The following is a 16,398-nucleotide window of genomic DNA, read 5'->3' as shown; positions in this document are numbered from 1 at the left end:
CGAGAGTCCGGTCATTCGCGGTCGTCCGCGACGGCTTGGCGACGGCGGACCAGCAACAGCGCCGCTGCCGCCAGGACGACGACACCGGCACCGAGGCCGACGTACAGGCCCGTGTTCGAGCCACTGTCGGCAGCGCCGTCCTTGGACACCGCTTCCAGCGTGTAGAACGGCCAGTAGCCGCTGCCGCCGTACAGCATGCCCTTGTCCTCGGGGATCGGCGTGATGCTGGCGATCCGGTCCTTGCGGTAGCCCTCCAGGTCGTTCGGGTAGTAGAGGGCGATCACCGGTGCGTCGGTGTAGAGCCGCTCCTCCATCTGCTTGATGATCCCGGCGCGCTTCGGCCGGTCCAGCTCTTTCAGCTGCTGCTGATAGAGCGCCTCGTACTGCGGGTCGCAGTAGAACGATTCGGTACCGCCACCCTTGCCGTCTGCCGTCGGACGCCGGCTGCACAGGTGGGTCGCCAGCACTTCCTCCGGATCCGGGTTCACCGACCAGCCGCTGATGGCGAGGTCGAACAACGCCGTCGTACCGGTCTCCTCGGTGAACTTGCTCGAGTCGAGCCGCTTCGTGGTCAGCGTGATCCCGACCTCCTTGAACCAGCCCGTCAGGTACTCGGCGAGCTTGTCCTCGATCGGTGTATCGGTGTGGATGCTGAACCGGAACTGCAGTTTGCGCGACCCGTCCGGCATGGTCCGGATGCCGTCGGCGCCTTTCTTATAGCCGGCGTCGTCGAGGATCTTGTTGGCCTTGGCAACATCGTGGCTGACCTTCTCGGCCCCGGTCGCCGACCAGAAGAAGTCCTTGTACATCGGCGGCACGATCGAGCCGTCGGCCGGCACCGCGAGCCCGTTCTGGACCTCGTCGACCAGCTTCTGCTTGTCGATCGCGTAGTGCAGCGCCTGCCGGACCCGCTGGTCCTTCAGCGCCGGATGCCCGTCGCCGATCGGCTTGTTGTCGCTGGTGGTGGCGCCGAGGTTGACCTGCAGGTACGACGCACGCCGCCCCTGGGTGTTCCACTGGACGATGTTGGGATCACCCTTGAGCGCCTCGAAGTCCGGCGGCGCGAGCCGGCCGATCAGGTCGATGTCGCCCTTCTTCAGCCCGACGATCGCCGCGGCCGGGTTGTCGTAGAAGATCACCTGCAGTTCGTCGATCTTCGGCGCACCCCGCCAGTAGTTCGGGTTGGCCTTCAGCTTCACGTACTGGTCCTTCTTCTGCTCCACCGCGATGTAAGGCCCACTCGTGACGGCCGGGAAGTCGTCGGCCTCGTACTTCGCGATGTCGCCGACCTTCTCCCAGACGTGCTTGGGCATGATCGGGACCGGGTTGTCCAGCATCGACGCCTGCGGGGACTTCAACTTGATGGTCAGGTCCTGGCCGGCCGCGGTCACACCGGCGAAGTTCTCCACCGCCGGTCCGTTGGCGGTCTTCGCGCCGTCGTCGGTCATCATCTTGGTGAAGGTCCAGGCGGCATCGTCGGCGGTGATCGGCTGGCCGTCGGACCAGTTCGCCGTACGGATCTTGAAGGTCCAGGTGAGGCCGTCCGGTGAGGTGGTCCAGGACTCGGCCAGGTCCGGACTCGGCTTCAGCGTCTTCACGTCCGGCACGGTCAGGAAGCCGTACATCCAGCGGTGGATCGACGACGACACCAGCCGGACGGCCAGGAACGGGTTCATCGAGTCCATCGCCTGGGTCGCGCCGACCCTGATCACCTTGGGCGCGGCGGGCTCGGCGGCCGCTGCCTGCCCGGGGAGTCCGCCCAGTGCCAGCAGCCCCATCGCCGCCAGCACGCTGCACCATTTCCGCATCCGCCCCACGCACCTTCCGCCCTGGTGTGTTTAGGGAGAAACCCACACCACCGAGCGGGGTCGCGTCAACGATTTACCTAGATCTGTCACATTTCCGTTGTTTCCCAACGGCTCTAGTGCCTGGCGTTGCGGGACCAGACGAAGCAGTAGACGCCGAAACAGGCGAAGCCGATCGCGATCAGGGTCAGCAGGACCGAGCCGAACGGCTGGTCCTTGAGCGTGCGCAGCGCGGTGTCCAGGCCACCTGCCTTGCCCGGGTCGTAGTCGATCGCGGCCCAGGCGAGCAGCGCGCCGGTGATGATGAGCGCCGGTCCCTTGGCCGCGTAGCCGAGCCGGCCGAGCAGGATGGCCGACCTCGGGACGCCGCCGGCGAGGTCCTCGGTGAACTTCTTCGTCCAGGCCTTGTAGATCTGGTAGGCGCCGACGACCACGATGACCAGGCCGACGACGACGATCAGGACGCGGCCCGGACCGTGCGCCATCACGCGGGCAGTCATCGCCTTCTGACCGCCTCCACCACCGGAACCGATGGCGAGCTTCAGCGCGCTGATGCCGAGCACGAGATAGACGAGGCCGCGTCCGAACGACTGGACCTTCTTCTGCATCTTCTGGTGCCCGTAGACGAGTTCCAACGCCCGCCAGATCACCAGCGCGAACAGACCGATCGCGACGATCCAGAGCAGCACCGTCCCGAACGGCTTGCTCGCGAGTTCCTGCAGGGCTCCTTGCTGGGAGGCCTGCTCGGACGTCCCGCCCCAGGCGAGTTGCAGGGCGATCCAGCCGATGAGCAGATAGACGACGCCGTACGCGATCAGGCCGACCGTGATCGACACGTCGTACAGGCGGCTGTTCTGGGCTTGCTGGGCGGTCCTCATGGCAGCACCGGTACCCGGCGGGCAAACTCTCAGGCGGAAACGGGTGCCGTCGCCTCGCGGTCGGCTTCTTCGACGTCGCCGTACTCGCCGGCCTTGAAAGCTCGCCGCCCGAGGGTCCAGACGTAGACGAAGAACCCGACCTCGACCAGGACCCCGATCCCCACCCGTACTGCGGTCGGCAGCCCGGACGGTGTCACGAAGGCCTCGATCATGCCGGTGATCAGCAGGACGACAGCGAGCCCGATCGCCATCCCGACCGTCGCGCGACCGGTCTGGGCGAGCGCCTGCATCCGGGTCCGTGGACCCGGTGCTATCCACGACCAGCCGAGCCGCAACCCGGCCGCGCTCGCGACGAAGACCGCGGTCAGCTCGAGCAGACCGTGTGGGGTGATCAGGCCGAAGAACACATCCGACTTGTGATGGCTGATCATCACACCGGCCACCACGCCGAGGTTCTCCGCGTTGCTCCACAGCACGAACATCGTCGGGATCAGCAGCACGCCGACCGCAAGCACAGCGGCCGAGATGGTGGCGTTGTTGATCCACACCTCCAGCGCGAAGTCCTGGGCCGGATTCTCGGAGTAGTAGCTGGCGAAGTCCTTGTCGACCAACTGCTGGATCTGCGCCGGCGTACCGACCGAGTCCAGCAGCTCCGGGTGCGCGATGATCCGCCATGCCATCCAGGCGGCCACTGTGTAGAACAGCAGTCCGATCGTGAGCCACCAGCGACGTGAGGCGTACAGGGCAGCCGGGAAGCTCACCAGGAAGTACCGGGAGATGTCACGCCAGACAGGAGCCTGTACGCCGGTGACAGCACCTCTGGCGTCGGCAATGAGCCCCGACAAGCGCCCTACCGTCACCGGGTCGGCTCCGCCTGCCCGTAGTGCTGAGAGATGAGTCCCGACGCGCTGGTAAAGCAGCACGAGCTCGTCGGCCTCGGTGCCGGTCAGACGCCGCTGCCTGCGAGTCAGATGAGCCAGTCGATCCCACTGAGGCTGATGAACCGACACGAACGCCTCTACGTCCATCTGCCCCCTCCAATCGGTCCTGGCTAGAGGGAGTCTCCCTTACTCCGGGGTCGAAGGCACGCAGCGCCCCTAGACTGACCGGCAAGGAGGGAGGCATCTTGTCTCAGCTGGTTACGGGGGAAGCTGTCGTCCTCCAGGTGCGGATCGCACGGATGCCTACCCGTGCCCTCGCCTGTGCGATCGACGTGGTCATCCAGAGCATCGTGCTGGGCATCCTGCTCACCACGCTGTTCGGCTTCCTGATCGGTGGTGCCAGTGAGGCGCTTGGAGTCGCTCTCGTCTTCGTAGTACTGCTGCTGGTGCTGGTCGGCTACCGCGTGGTGATGGAGACGCTCACCCGCGGACGGACGCTCGGCAAGCTGATGCTGGGGCTCAAGGTGGTCCGCGACGACGGCAGCTCGATCCGGTTCCGGCATGCGCTGGTCCGGACCCTGCTGTGGTTGTTCGTCGACTTCGCGCCGTGGTTCGCGGGCAGTCCGGGCATCGTGGCGAGCCTGATGAACAAGCAGGGCAAGCGGATCGGTGACATCGTCGCCGGGACCGTGGTGATTCGCGAACGGCACCAGCCGATGGCGTCGCCGCCGCTGTTCGTGCCGGGGCATCTGGTGCAGTGGGCGCAGTCGCTGGAACTCTCGCGGCTGTCCGACGAGCTGGCGAACACCGCCCGTGAGTACCTGGCCCGCTACACCGAGCTGGAGCCGGAGGCGCGGATCGCGCTCGGGGACGCGCTCGCCCACCGGATGGCGGAGCTGACCGCGCCGGCACCACCGATACAGCTCGTGGCACCGGCGTTCCTGTCCGCAGTACTGGCCGAACGCCGCCGCCGCGAACTGGCCCGGCTCGCCATCCAAGGCCCGCGCTTCGCCCCCCACACCGGCCCGTTCGGCACCGCCTACGCCCCACCCAACCCCTACGGCACCACCCCAGTCCCGCACGCCAGTACGCCGTACGCCCGGCAGCCCGCGGTACCGCAAGCTGAGCCCACAAAGGTGAACGCCCAGGGCTGGCACGCACCGGGCAGCGAACCCGATCAGTGGTCCTGACGTCCGACCGACTGACAACGCGAAGGCGCCCCGCGAAGCTCGCGGGGCGCCTTCCTTGCGTACGTCGTACCGGAGAAACTCAGTAGCGGTAGGCGTCCGACTTGTACGGGCCTTCGACGGGGATGCCGAGGTATTCGGCCTGCTCCTTGGAGAGCTCCGTCAGCTTGACGCCGAGGGCGTCGAGGTGGAGGCGGGCGACCATCTCGTCGAGGTGCTTGGGCAGCACGTAGACGTCGGTCGGGTACTCGCTGGTCTTCGCGAACAGCTCGATCTGCGCCAGCACCTGGTTGGTGAACGAGTTCGACATCACGAACGACGGGTGCCCGGTGGCGTTGCCGAGGTTCAGCAGCCGGCCCTCGGACAAGATGATGATGGTGTGCCCGTCGGGGAACCGGAACTCGTCGACCTGCGGCTTGATGGTGACCCGCTCGACCCCGGCGGTCTTGTACAGGCCGGCCATGTCGATCTCGTTGTCGAAGTGACCGATGTTGCCGACGATCGCCTGGTGCTTCATCTGCGCCATGTGGTCGGCGGTGATGACGTCCTTGTTGCCGGTGGTGGTGACGAAGATGTCGGCGATCCCGACGACGTCCTCCAGCGTGGTGACCTGGTAGCCGTCCATCGCCGCCTGCAGCGCGCAGATCGGGTCGATCTCGGTCACGATGACCCGGGCGCCCTGGCCGCGCAGCGACTCCGCGCAGCCCTTGCCGACGTCGCCGTACCCGCAGACGACCGCGACCTTGCCGCCGATCAGTACGTCGGTGGCCCGGTTGATGCCGTCGATCAGCGAGTGCCGGCAGCCGTACTTGTTGTCGAACTTCGACTTCGTCACCGAGTCGTTGACGTTGATCGCCGGGAACAGCAGCGCGCCGGTCTTGTGCATCTCGTACAGCCGGTGCACGCCGGTGGTGGTCTCCTCGGTGACGCCCTTGATGCCGGCCCCGATGGTGGTCCAGAGCTGCGGGTCTTCCTTCAGCGTCCGGGTCAGCGTCGCGAGCACGACGCCGTACTCCTCCGACTCCGCGGTCGACGGGTCCGGAACGGCGCCCGCCTTCTCGAACTCGGTGCCCTTGTGGACGAGCATGGTGGCGTCGCCGCCGTCGTCGAGGATCATGTTCGGGCCGTCAGCACCCGGCCACTTGAGCGCCTGCTCGGTGCACCACCAGTACTCCTCCAGCGTCTCGCCCTTCCAGGCGAAGACGGGGACACCGGCGGGAGCGTCGGCGGTACCGTTCGGGCCGACGACGACCGCGGCGGCCGCGTGGTCCTGGGTGGAGAAGATGTTGCACGAGACCCAGCGCACCTCGGCGCCGAGCGCCGTCAGCGTCTCGATCAGGACGGCGGTCTGGATGGTCATGTGCAGTGAGCCCATGATCTTCGCGCCGGCCAGCGGCTTGCTGTCGCCGTACTGCGCGCGCATCGCCATCAGGCCGGGCATCTCGTGCTCGGCGAGCCGGATCTCCTTGCGACCGAACTCGGCGAGTCCGAGATCTGCCACCTTGTAGTCGAACGTCATGCGGTGCCGCTCCCTTGAGGGTGTCGGTTGAGGTCAACGGGGTCGAGCCTAGGGGTCCGGCGGGTGGGGAAGGGCCCGGAAGGGGCTTTCCTGACACCGAAATGTCAAGATTGGTGTCATGCGGATCACTGAGGCAGCCCGGAGCCTGGGGACCACCCCCCGGATGTTGCGCTATCGCGAGGCGCTCGGACTGCTCCCCCGCTCCCGCAGCAGCCGCGGTTCGCAGCGCCAGTACGACGCCCGCGACCTCGCCGCGGTCAGGCTCGCGCTCGAACTGGAACACCGGTACGACGTGACGCCGGCCGCCCTCGCCTTCGCGCTCCGGGCACTGGCCGAGCCCTCCGTCGCCGCCGACCTCCGCAACCTCGGCTACCGCACCGGCCGGCTGTCCACCCCGCCCAGCCCCGCCGAGATCGACCGCGAACGCGCCCTGCACTGGCTAGGCCGCTCCGGCGTCCTCCCACCCCCGCAGAACCGCCCCCGCTGAGCCCACGATCAGGCGGTGCTCATCCTGGGGCGTTGGTTGAAGGCGCCTCGGTAGGCGGCCGGGGTCATGCCGATCTGCCGGCTCAGGTGCTGACGGAGCGACTCGCCGGACCCGAGGCCGCTCCGGCGTGCCACATGGTCGACGGTGAGATCGGTGGTCTCCAGCAGTTCGCGGGCCCGCAGCAGCCGTTGCTGGAGCAGCCATTGGAACGGCGTCACACCGGTTTCGGTGGTGAACCGGCGGGTCAGGGTCCGCACGCTGACCTGGGCCCGGCCGGCCAGGTCCTGCAGGGAGATCGGCAGATCCAGATGCTGCAGAGCCCAGATGCGGGCCGCATCCAAGGAAGAGTCTGTCTTCGCCGGTAGTGGGGTCTGCACGAACTGGGCCTGGCCGCCGTGGCGCACTGGGGTGACGACAGCCGCGCGGGCTGCCGCGTTGGCCACGGCCGCGCCGTAGTCGGAGCTGATCAGGTGCAGGCACAGGTCGATCCCGGCGGCCGAACCCGCACCGGTGACGATCGGTCCGTCCTCGGCGAACAGCCGGTCGGCGTTCACCTGCACCGAAGGAAAGGCGCGTTGCAGTTCGTCTGCCAGAGCCCAGTGCGTGGTGGCAGCACGGCCGTCGAGGAGCCCGGCCTGGGCGAGGACGAAGGCGCCGCTGCAGATCGACGCAACGCGCTTGCCCGCGGCAGCCGCCTCCCGTAAGGCGTCGAGCACCGCCGGATCGGCGTCATGCCGGCTGGCAGTCGAGGGAACGATGACCGTGTCCGCCACCGCGACTGCTTCCAGGCCGTGCCGGATCACCACCTCGATGCCACCGGAGGCGGCGACAGTCCCGGGCACGGCAGTGCACACCGTCACCTCGTAGCCGGGGCTGCCGTCGACGTTGGCAGCGCCGAGCAGCGTCGACGGCATCGACAGGTCGAAAGGCTTGACCGCAGGGACGGCCAGGACGGCAACACGATGCATGGCTAGATCCTTGGGCTTCGTGGCTTTCAGGCCACTGACTCTACCCCGCGTCCACAGGACAGAGTGGCTTCACTATCTGAGCGAAGACGGAGAGAACCTCATGACTGAATCAGTCGTCATCGGTGCCGGCGCGACCGGAGTCGCGACCGCCCGGCAACTGGCCGACAGCGGGCAGCGGGTCCGCCTCATCACCCGCAGCGGCAGCGGCCCGGACCGCCCGGGCATCGAACCGATCGCTCTGGACGCGGGCCGCACGGACGAACTGGCCGAGGCCCTCACCGGCGCGCGCACGGTCTACAACGCTGCGATGACCGCCTACCACACCTGGCCGGAGACCATGCCGCCGCTGTTCGCCTCGATCCTCGCCGCCACCGAGCGGGCCGGGGCCGACTACGTGATGCTCGGCAACCACTACGGCTACCAGCAGACCATCGAGCCGCTCACCGAGCTCACCCCGATGCTTCCGACCACCCGAAAGGGCCGGGTGCGGGCCGAACTCTGGCGGCAGGCCAAGAGCGCTCATGACGACGGGCGGCTGCGGGTCACCGAAGTACGGGCCGGTCAGTACTTCGGTCCGGGCGCGGTCTCGGCGTTCACCTTGCTGGTCGCGCCCCGGGTCCGCGAGGGTGAGCTGGCTCTTGTCCATGGCAACCCCGATGCGGCGCATTCGTTCTCGTACACCGAGGACGTCGCAGCGGCCCTTGTCGCGGTCAGTGCTGACGAGCGGGGCTGGGGACGGGCCTGGCACGCGCCGGTCATCACCACAACCGTCCGCCAGGCCGCAACCGAATTCGCCGAACTCCACGGCGCGCCCGAACCCCGGTTGGAGTCGCTGACCGAACGGGATCTGGCGCTGTTGTCCTTCACCGATCCGCTCTGGCGGGAGTTCGCCGAGATGAGCTACCAGTCCGAGCGCCCGTTCGTGGTGGACGACAGGGCTATCCGCGACACTTTCGGACTCAAGCCGTCGACCCTCCGTGAAGCACTCGTTGCCTGATCAGTGCGCCGGTGCTTCGGGGACGGCGGGGCGGGCGTCGGGGGTGTGGTTCTCGCTGTAGATGTCTGGCTCGAGGTAGATCTGCTGGGCCATCGGTTCGGTGGCCCGGATGGCTCGTTCCGCGGCGTCGATGGTTTCCGCGATGGTGGCGGCGTCGGCGCCCGGAGCGACCGCCAGCTTGGCGGCGACCAGGATCTCCTCGGGGCCGAGGTGCAGGGTCTTGATGTGGATCAGGCGCTGGACGCCGGGGACGCCCTCGATGGCGGTGACGATGTGCGACTGGACCTCGCGGGTGGCGGACTCGCCGAGCAGCAGCGACTTCATCTCGATCGCCAGGAAGATCGCGACGGCGACCAGCAGGGCACCGATCGCCATCGAGCCGAGGCCGTCGAAGATTCCGTTGCCGGTGGCAAGCGTCAGGACGACACCGATCAGCGCCAGCACCAGGCCGGTGAGCGCGGCGAAGTCCTCGAGCAGGATGACCGGCAGCTCAGGAGCCCTTGCGTTGCGGACGAAACGCGTCCACGACACCGACCCGCGCAACTTGTTCGCCTCGATGATCGCGGTCCGGAACGACAGCGACTCCATCACGATCGCGGCCAGCAGGACGGCGACCGGCACCCACTTCCAGTGCTCGATCGCGTGCGGCTCGTGCACCTTGTGGTAGCCCTCGTAGAGCGCGAACAAACCACCGACGCTGAACAGCACGATCGCCACGATGAAGGAGTACACGTACCGCTCGCGGCCGAAGCCGAACTGATGCAGCTCGTCGGCCTCGCGCTTGGCCCGCTTCGCGCCCACCAGCAGCAGCACCTGGTTGCCCGCGTCGGCGAGCGAGTGGATCGCCTCGGCCAGCATCGACGCGGACTGGGTCAGCCCCCAGGCGGCGAACTTCGTGACCGCGATACCGGTGTTCGCCAGCAGCGCCGCTACGACGGCCTTGTTCCCGCCACCTGCCATGTTCGGTGATCCTCCAACGCGATGAGTCAGCCAGTGGACACGACGAACGCCGTGCCGGGACCCCGCAGATTACAGGGTCCTTCGGGTCCGGACAGAAACGCGGACTGTCCCGCGGACAACGGCACGATGTCTTCGGTGCCCTCAGCACCGACCGTCACCGTTCCCTCAACACACGCGACGATCCGCGGCCCGTCGGCCGGCACCCGGAACGGCCCGACCGACGGCTCCGCGCGGCGGACGGCGAAGTACTCACAGCCGGTCTCGTACGCCGTGACGCCCGGCGCCACCTCGACACCGTGCAGCACCGGCGAGTCCAGCGGCTCGAAGTCCACCACCGAAACGAGCTCCGGTACGTCGACGTGCTTGCGGGTGAGCCCACCTCGCAACACGTTGTCCGAGTTGGCCATCACCTCGAACCCGGAGCCGTGCAGATACGCGTGGACGTTCCCGGCCGGCAGATAGACCGCCTCGAACCGTTCCAGCCGAACCCGGTTCAGCAGCAACGCGGCCAGTACGCCGGGGTCGTCGGGGAAGTCAACGCAGAGCTTCTCGAGCGTCTCGACCTCCAACGCCCACTCAGCACCGTCGTACCGGCGGCAGGCCTCTTCCAAGGCGGCGATGAGCGGCCGGATCGAGTCCCGGTCGTCGCTCATGAAATGCGTGAACGCCTCTCGCAGCTCGCCCTTGCCCAGCAGATCAGCAAGGTCCTGCAACTCCGGAGCTCCGAGCGCCTCCAGCAGAGCGATGCTGCGGCCCAACGGGCGGAAGCCGACCAGCGCGTCGAAAGTGCCGAGCGCGATCAGGATCTCCGGCTTCGGCCAGGAGTCCTTGTAGTTCCGGTCAGCCGCGTCGCGCGGAATCCCGGCCGCCTCGTCCCGCGCATACCCGTCGATGGCCTGCGCCCGCGATGGATGCGCCTGGATCGACAACGGCTGCTCAGCCGCGAGCAGCTTCGCCAGGAACGGGAACCGCCCCTCGAAGGTGGCAGCCGTTGCAGCACCCAGTACGCCGGACGGGTCGGCCGACACGAGCTGATAGAGCGACTCGCCGCGGACCAGGGAGGACGCCGACTCGTGTGCGCCCATCCACATCTCAGCTTGCGGATTTCCGTCCGGTTCGACGCCGAGCAACTCAGGGAGCGCGGTCCGCGACCCCCAGGCGTAGTCCCGGATGGTGTTCTGCAGGCGAGCTACCACGCCGGGTCCTCCGCGGGGTTGCCGGGCACCGCAGGAGCGTCCTCGCGCGGCGTACCGTAACGGCCGAGCCCGATCCCCAGGTACGCCGCCGCGTAGCGACCGTGCTGCGTCAGGGCGGCGTAGCGAGCCACGTCGGTGCCCTTGGCCTGGGTCACCACATGCACCCGGACCTCGTGCCGCTCAGCCTTCTCCTGCAGCTTCCGCTGGGTCTCCATGACGCCCTCGTCACCTGCTCCGTCGTCCAGGATGACCAGGCCGGGCCGGAGCTCTTCCTGCTTGTCCGCGAACGGGTCCGCGAAGACGTCGCGCGGCGGCTGGCTCGCCAGCACCGGCAGGAGATGCCCTGCGTCCGCAGCAAGCGCCGGGCGACCACTGGCAAGGCGCATGGCCTCCACGACACGACGTGCCGCACGGGCGGCCAGCACTGAGCCACCCCAGACCAGCGGGAGCGCGTCGGCGAGCATCAGCGACAGGTCCTTGGCAGGGTTCGACGCGACGTCGTTGTTGGGTGAGCAGTCGATCGCTACCTGGTCCAGCATCGCTGCGACCGCATCTGCATCTACTGCAGGCCCTAGCTCCAACTGGTGCAGACCCTGCAGTACTGCGACAGCAGCGGCGAGCTGGTCGTCCGACTGCGACGGCAGCCGGATCGCGTGCCGGGAGCCGGCCGACGCCTGCGCGACGGGCGAGTTCTCCGGCGAGGCGACCATCAGCCCGCATCCTCGACGTACGGCCTCGGAAGCCGCCGACATCGCGCCGAAGTCTTCCGACGTCCCGCCGAGCACGATCACCAGGTCGAGCGGACCGGTCCAGCCCGGTAGACCGGGGCCGGGCCAGGCCACGAACGGCACCGGGCAGACGGGTTCGAGGACGGCCCGCACCAGGCGCGCGTCGCGACCGGCGGCGACGATCGCGCGTGGCCGGAAGCCGTCCGTGGCCAGGCCGGCCAGCACCTCGGAGGAGAACTCGATCTCGGCCCGGACCCGTGCGCCGGCACCGGCCAGCCGGCGCAGCAGGTGATCGGTCGCCTGCAGCGCCGCGGGGTCGTCCAGCCGCGAGTCGTCGAAGAAGCTCATGCCTGCGAGTTCTCCTGGCGGGTCTCGCGGGCCTCGTCGATCAGCAGTACCGGGATGTCGTCGCGGACCGGGTAGGCCAGCGCGCAGGTGGCGTTGGTGCAGATCAGCTCGTTCGCCTCGTCGTCCACCCGGAACTCCGAGCGGCACTTCGGGCAGACCAGGATGCTGAGCAGATCGGGGTCGAGATTCACAGCCATCAGTTCTTCTCCTCCACCGGTGCACCGGTGATCAGGGCCAGTACTTCGTCCCGGACACGCTCCATCGTGGCGGCGTCCCCGGCTTCGACGTTCAACCGCAGCAGCGGCTCGGTGTTCGACGCACGCACGTTGAACCACCAGTCGCCGGCGTCCACGGTCAGACCGTCCAGATGGTCAACGGTAATCCCGTCGGAGCCGGAGTAGGTGTCTTCGATCGCCGCGACTGTCGCGGCCGCGTCCTCGACCCGGCTGTTGATCTCGCCGGACGCTACGTAGCGCTCGTAGACGGCGAACAGTTCACTGGCCGGCCGGTCCTGCTCACCGAGCGCCGCGAGCACGTGCAGTGCCGCGAGCATGCCGGTGTCGGCGCGCCAGAAGTCCCGGAAGTAGTAGTGCGCCGAGTGCTCGCCACCGAAGACGGCGTCGGTCTCGGCCATCTTCTGCTTGATGTAGGAATGCCCGACCCGCGCGCGCACCGGCGTACCGCCGTGCTCGGCAATCAACTCGGGGACGGCCTTGGAGGTGATCAGGTTGTGGATCACCGCGGAGCCAGGATGCTTGGCAAGCTCCCGTACGGCGACGGCGCCGGTGACCGCACTCGGCGAGATCGGCGCGCCCTTCTCGTCCACCACGAAGCAGCGGTCGGCGTCACCGTCGAACGCGAGCCCGAGATCGGCACCCTCGGCGACGACCCGCGCCTGCAGGTCGACCAGGTTCTTCGGGTCCAGCGGGTTCGCCTCGTGGTTGGGGAAGCTGCCGTCCAGCTCGAAGTACATCGGCACGATCTCCACCGGGCCGGTCGCGAACACGGCCGGCACGGTGTGCCCGCCCATCCCGTTGCCGGCGTCGACGACCACCTTGAGCGGCCGGATCCGGCTCAGGTCGACGAGGTCGTTGAGATGGTCGGCGTACGCCGTGAGCAGGTCCTTGTGCAGCACCTTGCCCGGCACGGCGACGCTGATCGGGCCCTCGGTCAGTGCCTTGGCGACCAGGTCCGCGATGTCCCGCAGCCCGGACTCCGAGCCGACCGGCGAGGCGCCCGCACGGCACATCTTGATCCCGTTGTACTGCGCCGGGTTGTGACTCGCGGTGAACATCGCCCCGGGCAGCTGGAGCCGACCGGAGGCGAAGTACAGCTGGTCGGTCGACGCCAGCCCGATGTCGATCACGTCCGCGCCGGTACTGGTCACGCCCTCGGCGAACGCGGCCGCCAGCCCGGGGCTGGATGGGCGCATGTCGTACCCGATCACCACCGAGCCGGGGCCCGCGAGAACGTCCAGGACCTCGACGAACGCGGCCCCGGTCGCCCGGGCCACCGCCTCGTCCAGCTGGTCCGGAACGACCCCGCGGACGTCGTACGCCTTGAAGATCGCAGCAACGTCAACCATGAGGTGGACCCTATCCGGCCCGGGTGTGAAACCGTGTTTCAGGCTTGGTCGAACCACCCGGGCGTCGCGCGGTGATGGGCGTCGGGGAGCTTGCGCGGGGTCACCGGCGCGGCCCACCGGACGGCGTTCGCGAGGATCTGCTGGATCTCGGGCTGGTGGTAGGTCGGGTACTCCTGGTCGCCCGGCCGGAAGTAGAACACCCGGCCCTGGCCCCGCCGGTAGCAGCAGCCGGAGCGGAACACCTCGCCGCCGGAGAACGAGCTGACGAACACGAGCTCATCGGGCTGCGGTACGTCGAACAGCTCGCCGTACATCTCCTCCTGCGGGATCACCAACGGATGCGGCACGCCGGCCGCGATCGGGTGCCCGGCCGCGACCGTCCAGAGCAGCTCGCGGTCGTCCTCGGCCCGCCAGTCGAGCGAGCACGTCGTACCCATCAACCGCTTGAAGATCTTGCTGAAGTGCGCCGAGTGCAGCGCGATCAGGCCCATCCCGGAGAGCACGGCCTCCTGGACCTTGTCGACCACGGCGTCCTCGACGTCGCCGTGCGCCGCGTGTCCCCACCAGGTGAGCACGTCGGTGTCGGCCAGCACCTCGTCGGTCAGACCGTGCTCGGGTTGCTGCAACCACGCCGTACGGACCTTGACGTCGTCGCCGAGTCTGTCGCGCAGTCCGGCCGCGATCGTCTCGTGCATGGTGTCGGGGTAGATCTTCTGGACGGTGGCGTCGCGGCCCTCGTGGACGTTCTCGCCCCAGACAGTGACGTTAACCATTGAGCACGACCTCTCGTCCCGCCTGTGCCGAGGCGTAGCAGGCATCGATGACCTGGGTCCGGACGAGTGCCTCGGATCCGTTGTGCGCCGACCAGTCGCCGGCCTGCACGATGGCGACGAACTCACTGACCACCGCGCGGTGGCCGAGCCCGGCACCGGTCGCCGGCCGTACTTCGGCGGGCACGCCGGCGACGTCGGTGAAGATCCGCAGTGTGTCGGTGCTGGTGTAGTTCTGCACCTCGATCTTCGCGCCGCCCTCGGTGCCGAACAGCTCGATCCCGAAGTTGTCGCCGGGCGCACGATAGGTCGCCCAGCTCGTCTCCAGCTGGAGCGCGCCGCCGCCTTCGAGCCGCAGGTACGCCGTGGCGAGGTCCTCCACCTCGAACTTCGAGCCGAGCGTGTCGACCGTCGGCCGGATCACGCTGCTCGAGCTGCCCCGGCCCCGCGGGCCGAGTTCGGCGAAGGTGTTCGCGCTGACCGTGGTCACCTTCGGCTCGTTCATCAGGTGCAGGGCCATGTCGAGGATGTGCACGCCGAGGTCGATCAGCGGACCGCCGCCGGACAGCTCCCGGTTGGTGAACCAGCCGCCCATCCCCGGGATGCCGTTGCGGCGCATCCAGTGCGCCTTCGCGTAGTAGATCCGGCCGAGCTGCCCCTCGTCGATCTGGTGCTTGAGCGCCGCGACGTCGCCGCGTTCGCGGTGGTTGAAGACCACCTTCAGCACCTTGCCGGACTTCTGCGCGGCCTCGACCATCTCGGTGCCCTCGGCGACCGTGCGGGCCAGCGGCTTCTCGCAGAGCACGTGCAGGCCCCGGTCCAGCGCCGCGATCGTGATCGGGTGATGCAGCTGGGTCGGGGTGGCGACGCTGACGGCATCCAGGCCGTCGGTTGCGATCAGGTCCTCCCACTTCTCGTAGAGGTGCGGGATGCGGAACTTCTCACCGAGCCTGGCGAGGGTGTCCTTCTCCAGTCCCGCAAGGGCGACAATCTCGACGTCGGGCAGTTCGGCGAAGCCTTCCAGGGCCGCCTGACCGGCGAACCCGAGACCGACGACGCCGACGCGCAGCTTTTGATCGTTCACAAGTCAAGAGTCTCGTCAGCATCTGACGGAACAGTCAACCTCATCCCACACTACGAAACACAAACCAACACAAGGCTCTGGAGAAAGTCCTCAGGCCTGTTCTTCGTGCGTGGTGGTTTCGTCCGGGTCGCGGAGCATCCGGAGGTGACCTCTGCGGGCTACCTCGACAGGTGCACCGGGAGCAGGTTGGCCGGGGCGGGTTGGCGGGAGCGGGCGGGCGGCTTCGCGGACTGCGTTCGCCAGCGCCTCGAGGTCGTCGTTGGACGGCCCGGCGGCGGCCGGATCCGGAGCCAGCCGGATCACCTCCCACCCGTTCGGGGCGGTCAGCCGGTCCGCGTGTTCGGCACAGAGGTCGTAGCAGTGCGGTTCGGCGTACGTCGCCAACGGACCGAGCACGCAGGTCGAGTCGGCATAGACGTAAGTGAGCGTCGACACGGCCGGCCGATGGCAGGCGGCGCGCGAACAAGTCCTGGCGATGCTCACGTCCAGACGCTACCCCCACTAGGGTGATCGTGTGACCGAGGCTCGCCGTCGCAGGCATATCGACCGCCACGGGCGCGGCATGCTCGGACCGATCAGCCGGCCGAGCAGCTTCGCGCCGCGTGGTCTTCCGCTGCAACGATCGGCCGCGGCCCAGTTCGACGAGGTGGTCGCGATCGAGGTGACCCGGCTGGAGAAACGACTGCCGCAGGTCGTCGCCCGGGTCGAGTTCGCGATCGAGGACGTGCCCAACCTCGACCTGCACGCCGGCCAGATCCCGCTCACCCATTCCACCGGCGGCACCTCGCACGAGCCCTACCGGATCGTGGTCTTCCGCCGCCCGATCGAGCTCCGCGCCGAACGCTCCGGCACCAGCCTCGCCTGGCTCGTCCGCTCGGCCTTGGTCCTCGAACTCGCCGACGTCCTCGCCCTTTCCCCCGAACAGATCGACCCCGACTTCGACACCGACGAAGACTGAAGGAAAGAAAAAAACAAAAGCAAGGGAAGGAAAGCGTGGGGGGTAGA

17 protein-coding genes are annotated in these 16,398 nt (G+C 68.2%); 4 read left to right on the top strand and 13 right to left on the bottom strand.

Going from position 1 to position 16,398, the window contains the following annotated elements:
• Positions 1-11: 11 nt before the first annotated feature.
• The 3 genes from ABZ004_RS24780 to ABZ004_RS24770 form a co-directional block, all read right to left on the bottom strand.
• Positions 12-1,808 (bottom strand): ABC transporter substrate-binding protein, encoded by a 1,797-nt coding sequence (locus tag ABZ004_RS24780; protein WP_355683181.1) that lies wholly within the window; start codon positions 1,806-1,808, stop codon positions 12-14.
• Between the two features lie 113 nt (positions 1,809-1,921).
• The gene (locus ABZ004_RS24775; RefSeq protein ID WP_355683180.1) at positions 1,922-2,683 is read right to left on the bottom strand and encodes a DUF1206 domain-containing protein; all 762 of its coding nucleotides are present in this window, start codon (positions 2,681-2,683) and stop codon (positions 1,922-1,924) included.
• A 29-nt stretch (positions 2,684-2,712) separates the two neighbouring features.
• On the bottom strand, positions 2,713-3,711 hold the full coding sequence (locus ABZ004_RS24770) for a stage II sporulation protein M (RefSeq protein ID WP_355683178.1): 999 nt from the start codon (positions 3,709-3,711) through the stop codon (positions 2,713-2,715).
• Between the two features lie 152 nt (positions 3,712-3,863).
• On the opposite strand from ABZ004_RS24770, the gene ABZ004_RS24765 reads away from it, so the two are divergent.
• The gene (locus ABZ004_RS24765; protein ID WP_355683176.1) at positions 3,864-4,754 is read left to right on the top strand and encodes an RDD family protein; all 891 of its coding nucleotides are present in this window, start codon (positions 3,864-3,866) and stop codon (positions 4,752-4,754) included.
• A 79-nt stretch (positions 4,755-4,833) separates the two neighbouring features.
• On the opposite strand, the gene ahcY is transcribed toward ABZ004_RS24765, so the two are convergent.
• Positions 4,834-6,270 carry an adenosylhomocysteinase gene (ahcY, locus tag ABZ004_RS24760; RefSeq protein WP_355683174.1) on the bottom strand — a complete coding sequence of 479 codons (1,437 nt, stop codon included), beginning with the start codon at positions 6,268-6,270 and terminating at the stop codon, positions 4,834-4,836.
• A gap of 118 nt (positions 6,271-6,388) precedes the next feature.
• Here ahcY and ABZ004_RS24755 point away from each other — a divergent pair, with 118 nt between their 5' ends.
• Complete coding sequence (locus ABZ004_RS24755) at positions 6,389-6,757, top strand: MerR family transcriptional regulator (RefSeq protein WP_355683173.1); 369 nt, start codon at positions 6,389-6,391, stop codon at positions 6,755-6,757.
• 8 nt (positions 6,758-6,765) lie between these two features.
• Here the strand turns inward: ABZ004_RS24755 and ABZ004_RS24750 are convergent, their stop codons facing one another.
• Positions 6,766-7,725 (bottom strand): helix-turn-helix domain-containing protein, encoded by a 960-nt coding sequence (locus ABZ004_RS24750; RefSeq protein ID WP_355683172.1) that lies wholly within the window; start codon positions 7,723-7,725, stop codon positions 6,766-6,768.
• Positions 7,726-7,825: 100 nt separating this feature from the next.
• Here ABZ004_RS24750 and ABZ004_RS24745 point away from each other — a divergent pair, with 100 nt between their 5' ends.
• Complete coding sequence (locus ABZ004_RS24745) at positions 7,826-8,722, top strand: NAD-dependent epimerase/dehydratase family protein (protein ID WP_355683170.1); 897 nt, start codon at positions 7,826-7,828, stop codon at positions 8,720-8,722.
• Here ABZ004_RS24745 and ABZ004_RS24740 read toward each other — a convergent pair whose 3' ends face one another.
• From ABZ004_RS24740 to ABZ004_RS24705, 8 genes are all read right to left on the bottom strand, one after another.
• A complete protein-coding gene (locus tag ABZ004_RS24740; protein ID WP_355683168.1) occupies positions 8,723-9,682 on the bottom strand; it encodes a cation diffusion facilitator family transporter in 960 nt (319 codons plus the stop codon). It lies immediately after the preceding gene.
• Between the two features lie 26 nt (positions 9,683-9,708).
• Positions 9,709-10,878, bottom strand: a complete 1,170-nt coding sequence (gene manA / locus ABZ004_RS24735) for a mannose-6-phosphate isomerase, class I (protein WP_355683166.1) — start codon at positions 10,876-10,878, stop codon at positions 9,709-9,711.
• Positions 10,872-11,954, bottom strand: a complete 1,083-nt coding sequence (locus ABZ004_RS24730) for an SIS domain-containing protein (RefSeq protein WP_355683164.1) — start codon at positions 11,952-11,954, stop codon at positions 10,872-10,874. Before ABZ004_RS24730 ends, manA begins: the two co-directional genes overlap by 7 nt.
• On the bottom strand, positions 11,951-12,145 hold the full coding sequence (locus ABZ004_RS24725) for a Trm112 family protein (protein ID WP_355683242.1): 195 nt from the start codon (positions 12,143-12,145) through the stop codon (positions 11,951-11,953). The genes ABZ004_RS24730 and ABZ004_RS24725 overlap by 4 nt, the downstream gene beginning before the upstream one ends.
• A 5-nt stretch (positions 12,146-12,150) precedes the next feature.
• Positions 12,151-13,539: a phosphomannomutase/phosphoglucomutase gene (locus ABZ004_RS24720; protein WP_355683162.1), complete on the bottom strand. Its 1,389-nt coding sequence runs from the start codon at positions 13,537-13,539 to the stop codon at positions 12,151-12,153.
• A 38-nt stretch (positions 13,540-13,577) separates the two neighbouring features.
• Positions 13,578-14,312 carry a ThuA domain-containing protein gene (locus tag ABZ004_RS24715; protein ID WP_355683160.1) on the bottom strand — a complete coding sequence of 245 codons (735 nt, stop codon included), beginning with the start codon at positions 14,310-14,312 and terminating at the stop codon, positions 13,578-13,580.
• Positions 14,305-15,393 (bottom strand): Gfo/Idh/MocA family oxidoreductase, encoded by a 1,089-nt coding sequence (locus ABZ004_RS24710; RefSeq protein ID WP_355683158.1) that lies wholly within the window; start codon positions 15,391-15,393, stop codon positions 14,305-14,307. The genes ABZ004_RS24715 and ABZ004_RS24710 overlap by 8 nt, the downstream gene beginning before the upstream one ends.
• 90 nt (positions 15,394-15,483) lie before the next feature.
• Positions 15,484-15,876 (bottom strand): DUF3499 domain-containing protein, encoded by a 393-nt coding sequence (locus tag ABZ004_RS24705; RefSeq protein WP_355683156.1) that lies wholly within the window; start codon positions 15,874-15,876, stop codon positions 15,484-15,486.
• A gap of 31 nt (positions 15,877-15,907) precedes the next feature.
• On the opposite strand from ABZ004_RS24705, the gene ABZ004_RS24700 reads away from it, so the two are divergent.
• A complete protein-coding gene (locus ABZ004_RS24700; protein WP_355683155.1) occupies positions 15,908-16,351 on the top strand; it encodes a metallopeptidase family protein in 444 nt (147 codons plus the stop codon).
• The last annotated feature ends 47 nt before the right edge of the window (positions 16,352-16,398 follow it).

This window comes from Kribbella sp. NPDC006257 (assembly GCF_040613535.1).
Classification (GTDB): domain Bacteria; phylum Actinomycetota; class Actinomycetes; order Propionibacteriales; family Kribbellaceae; genus Kribbella.
The sequence above is the reverse complement of the archived record's forward strand: the minus strand, read 5'-3'. Positions and strand labels throughout refer to the sequence as shown.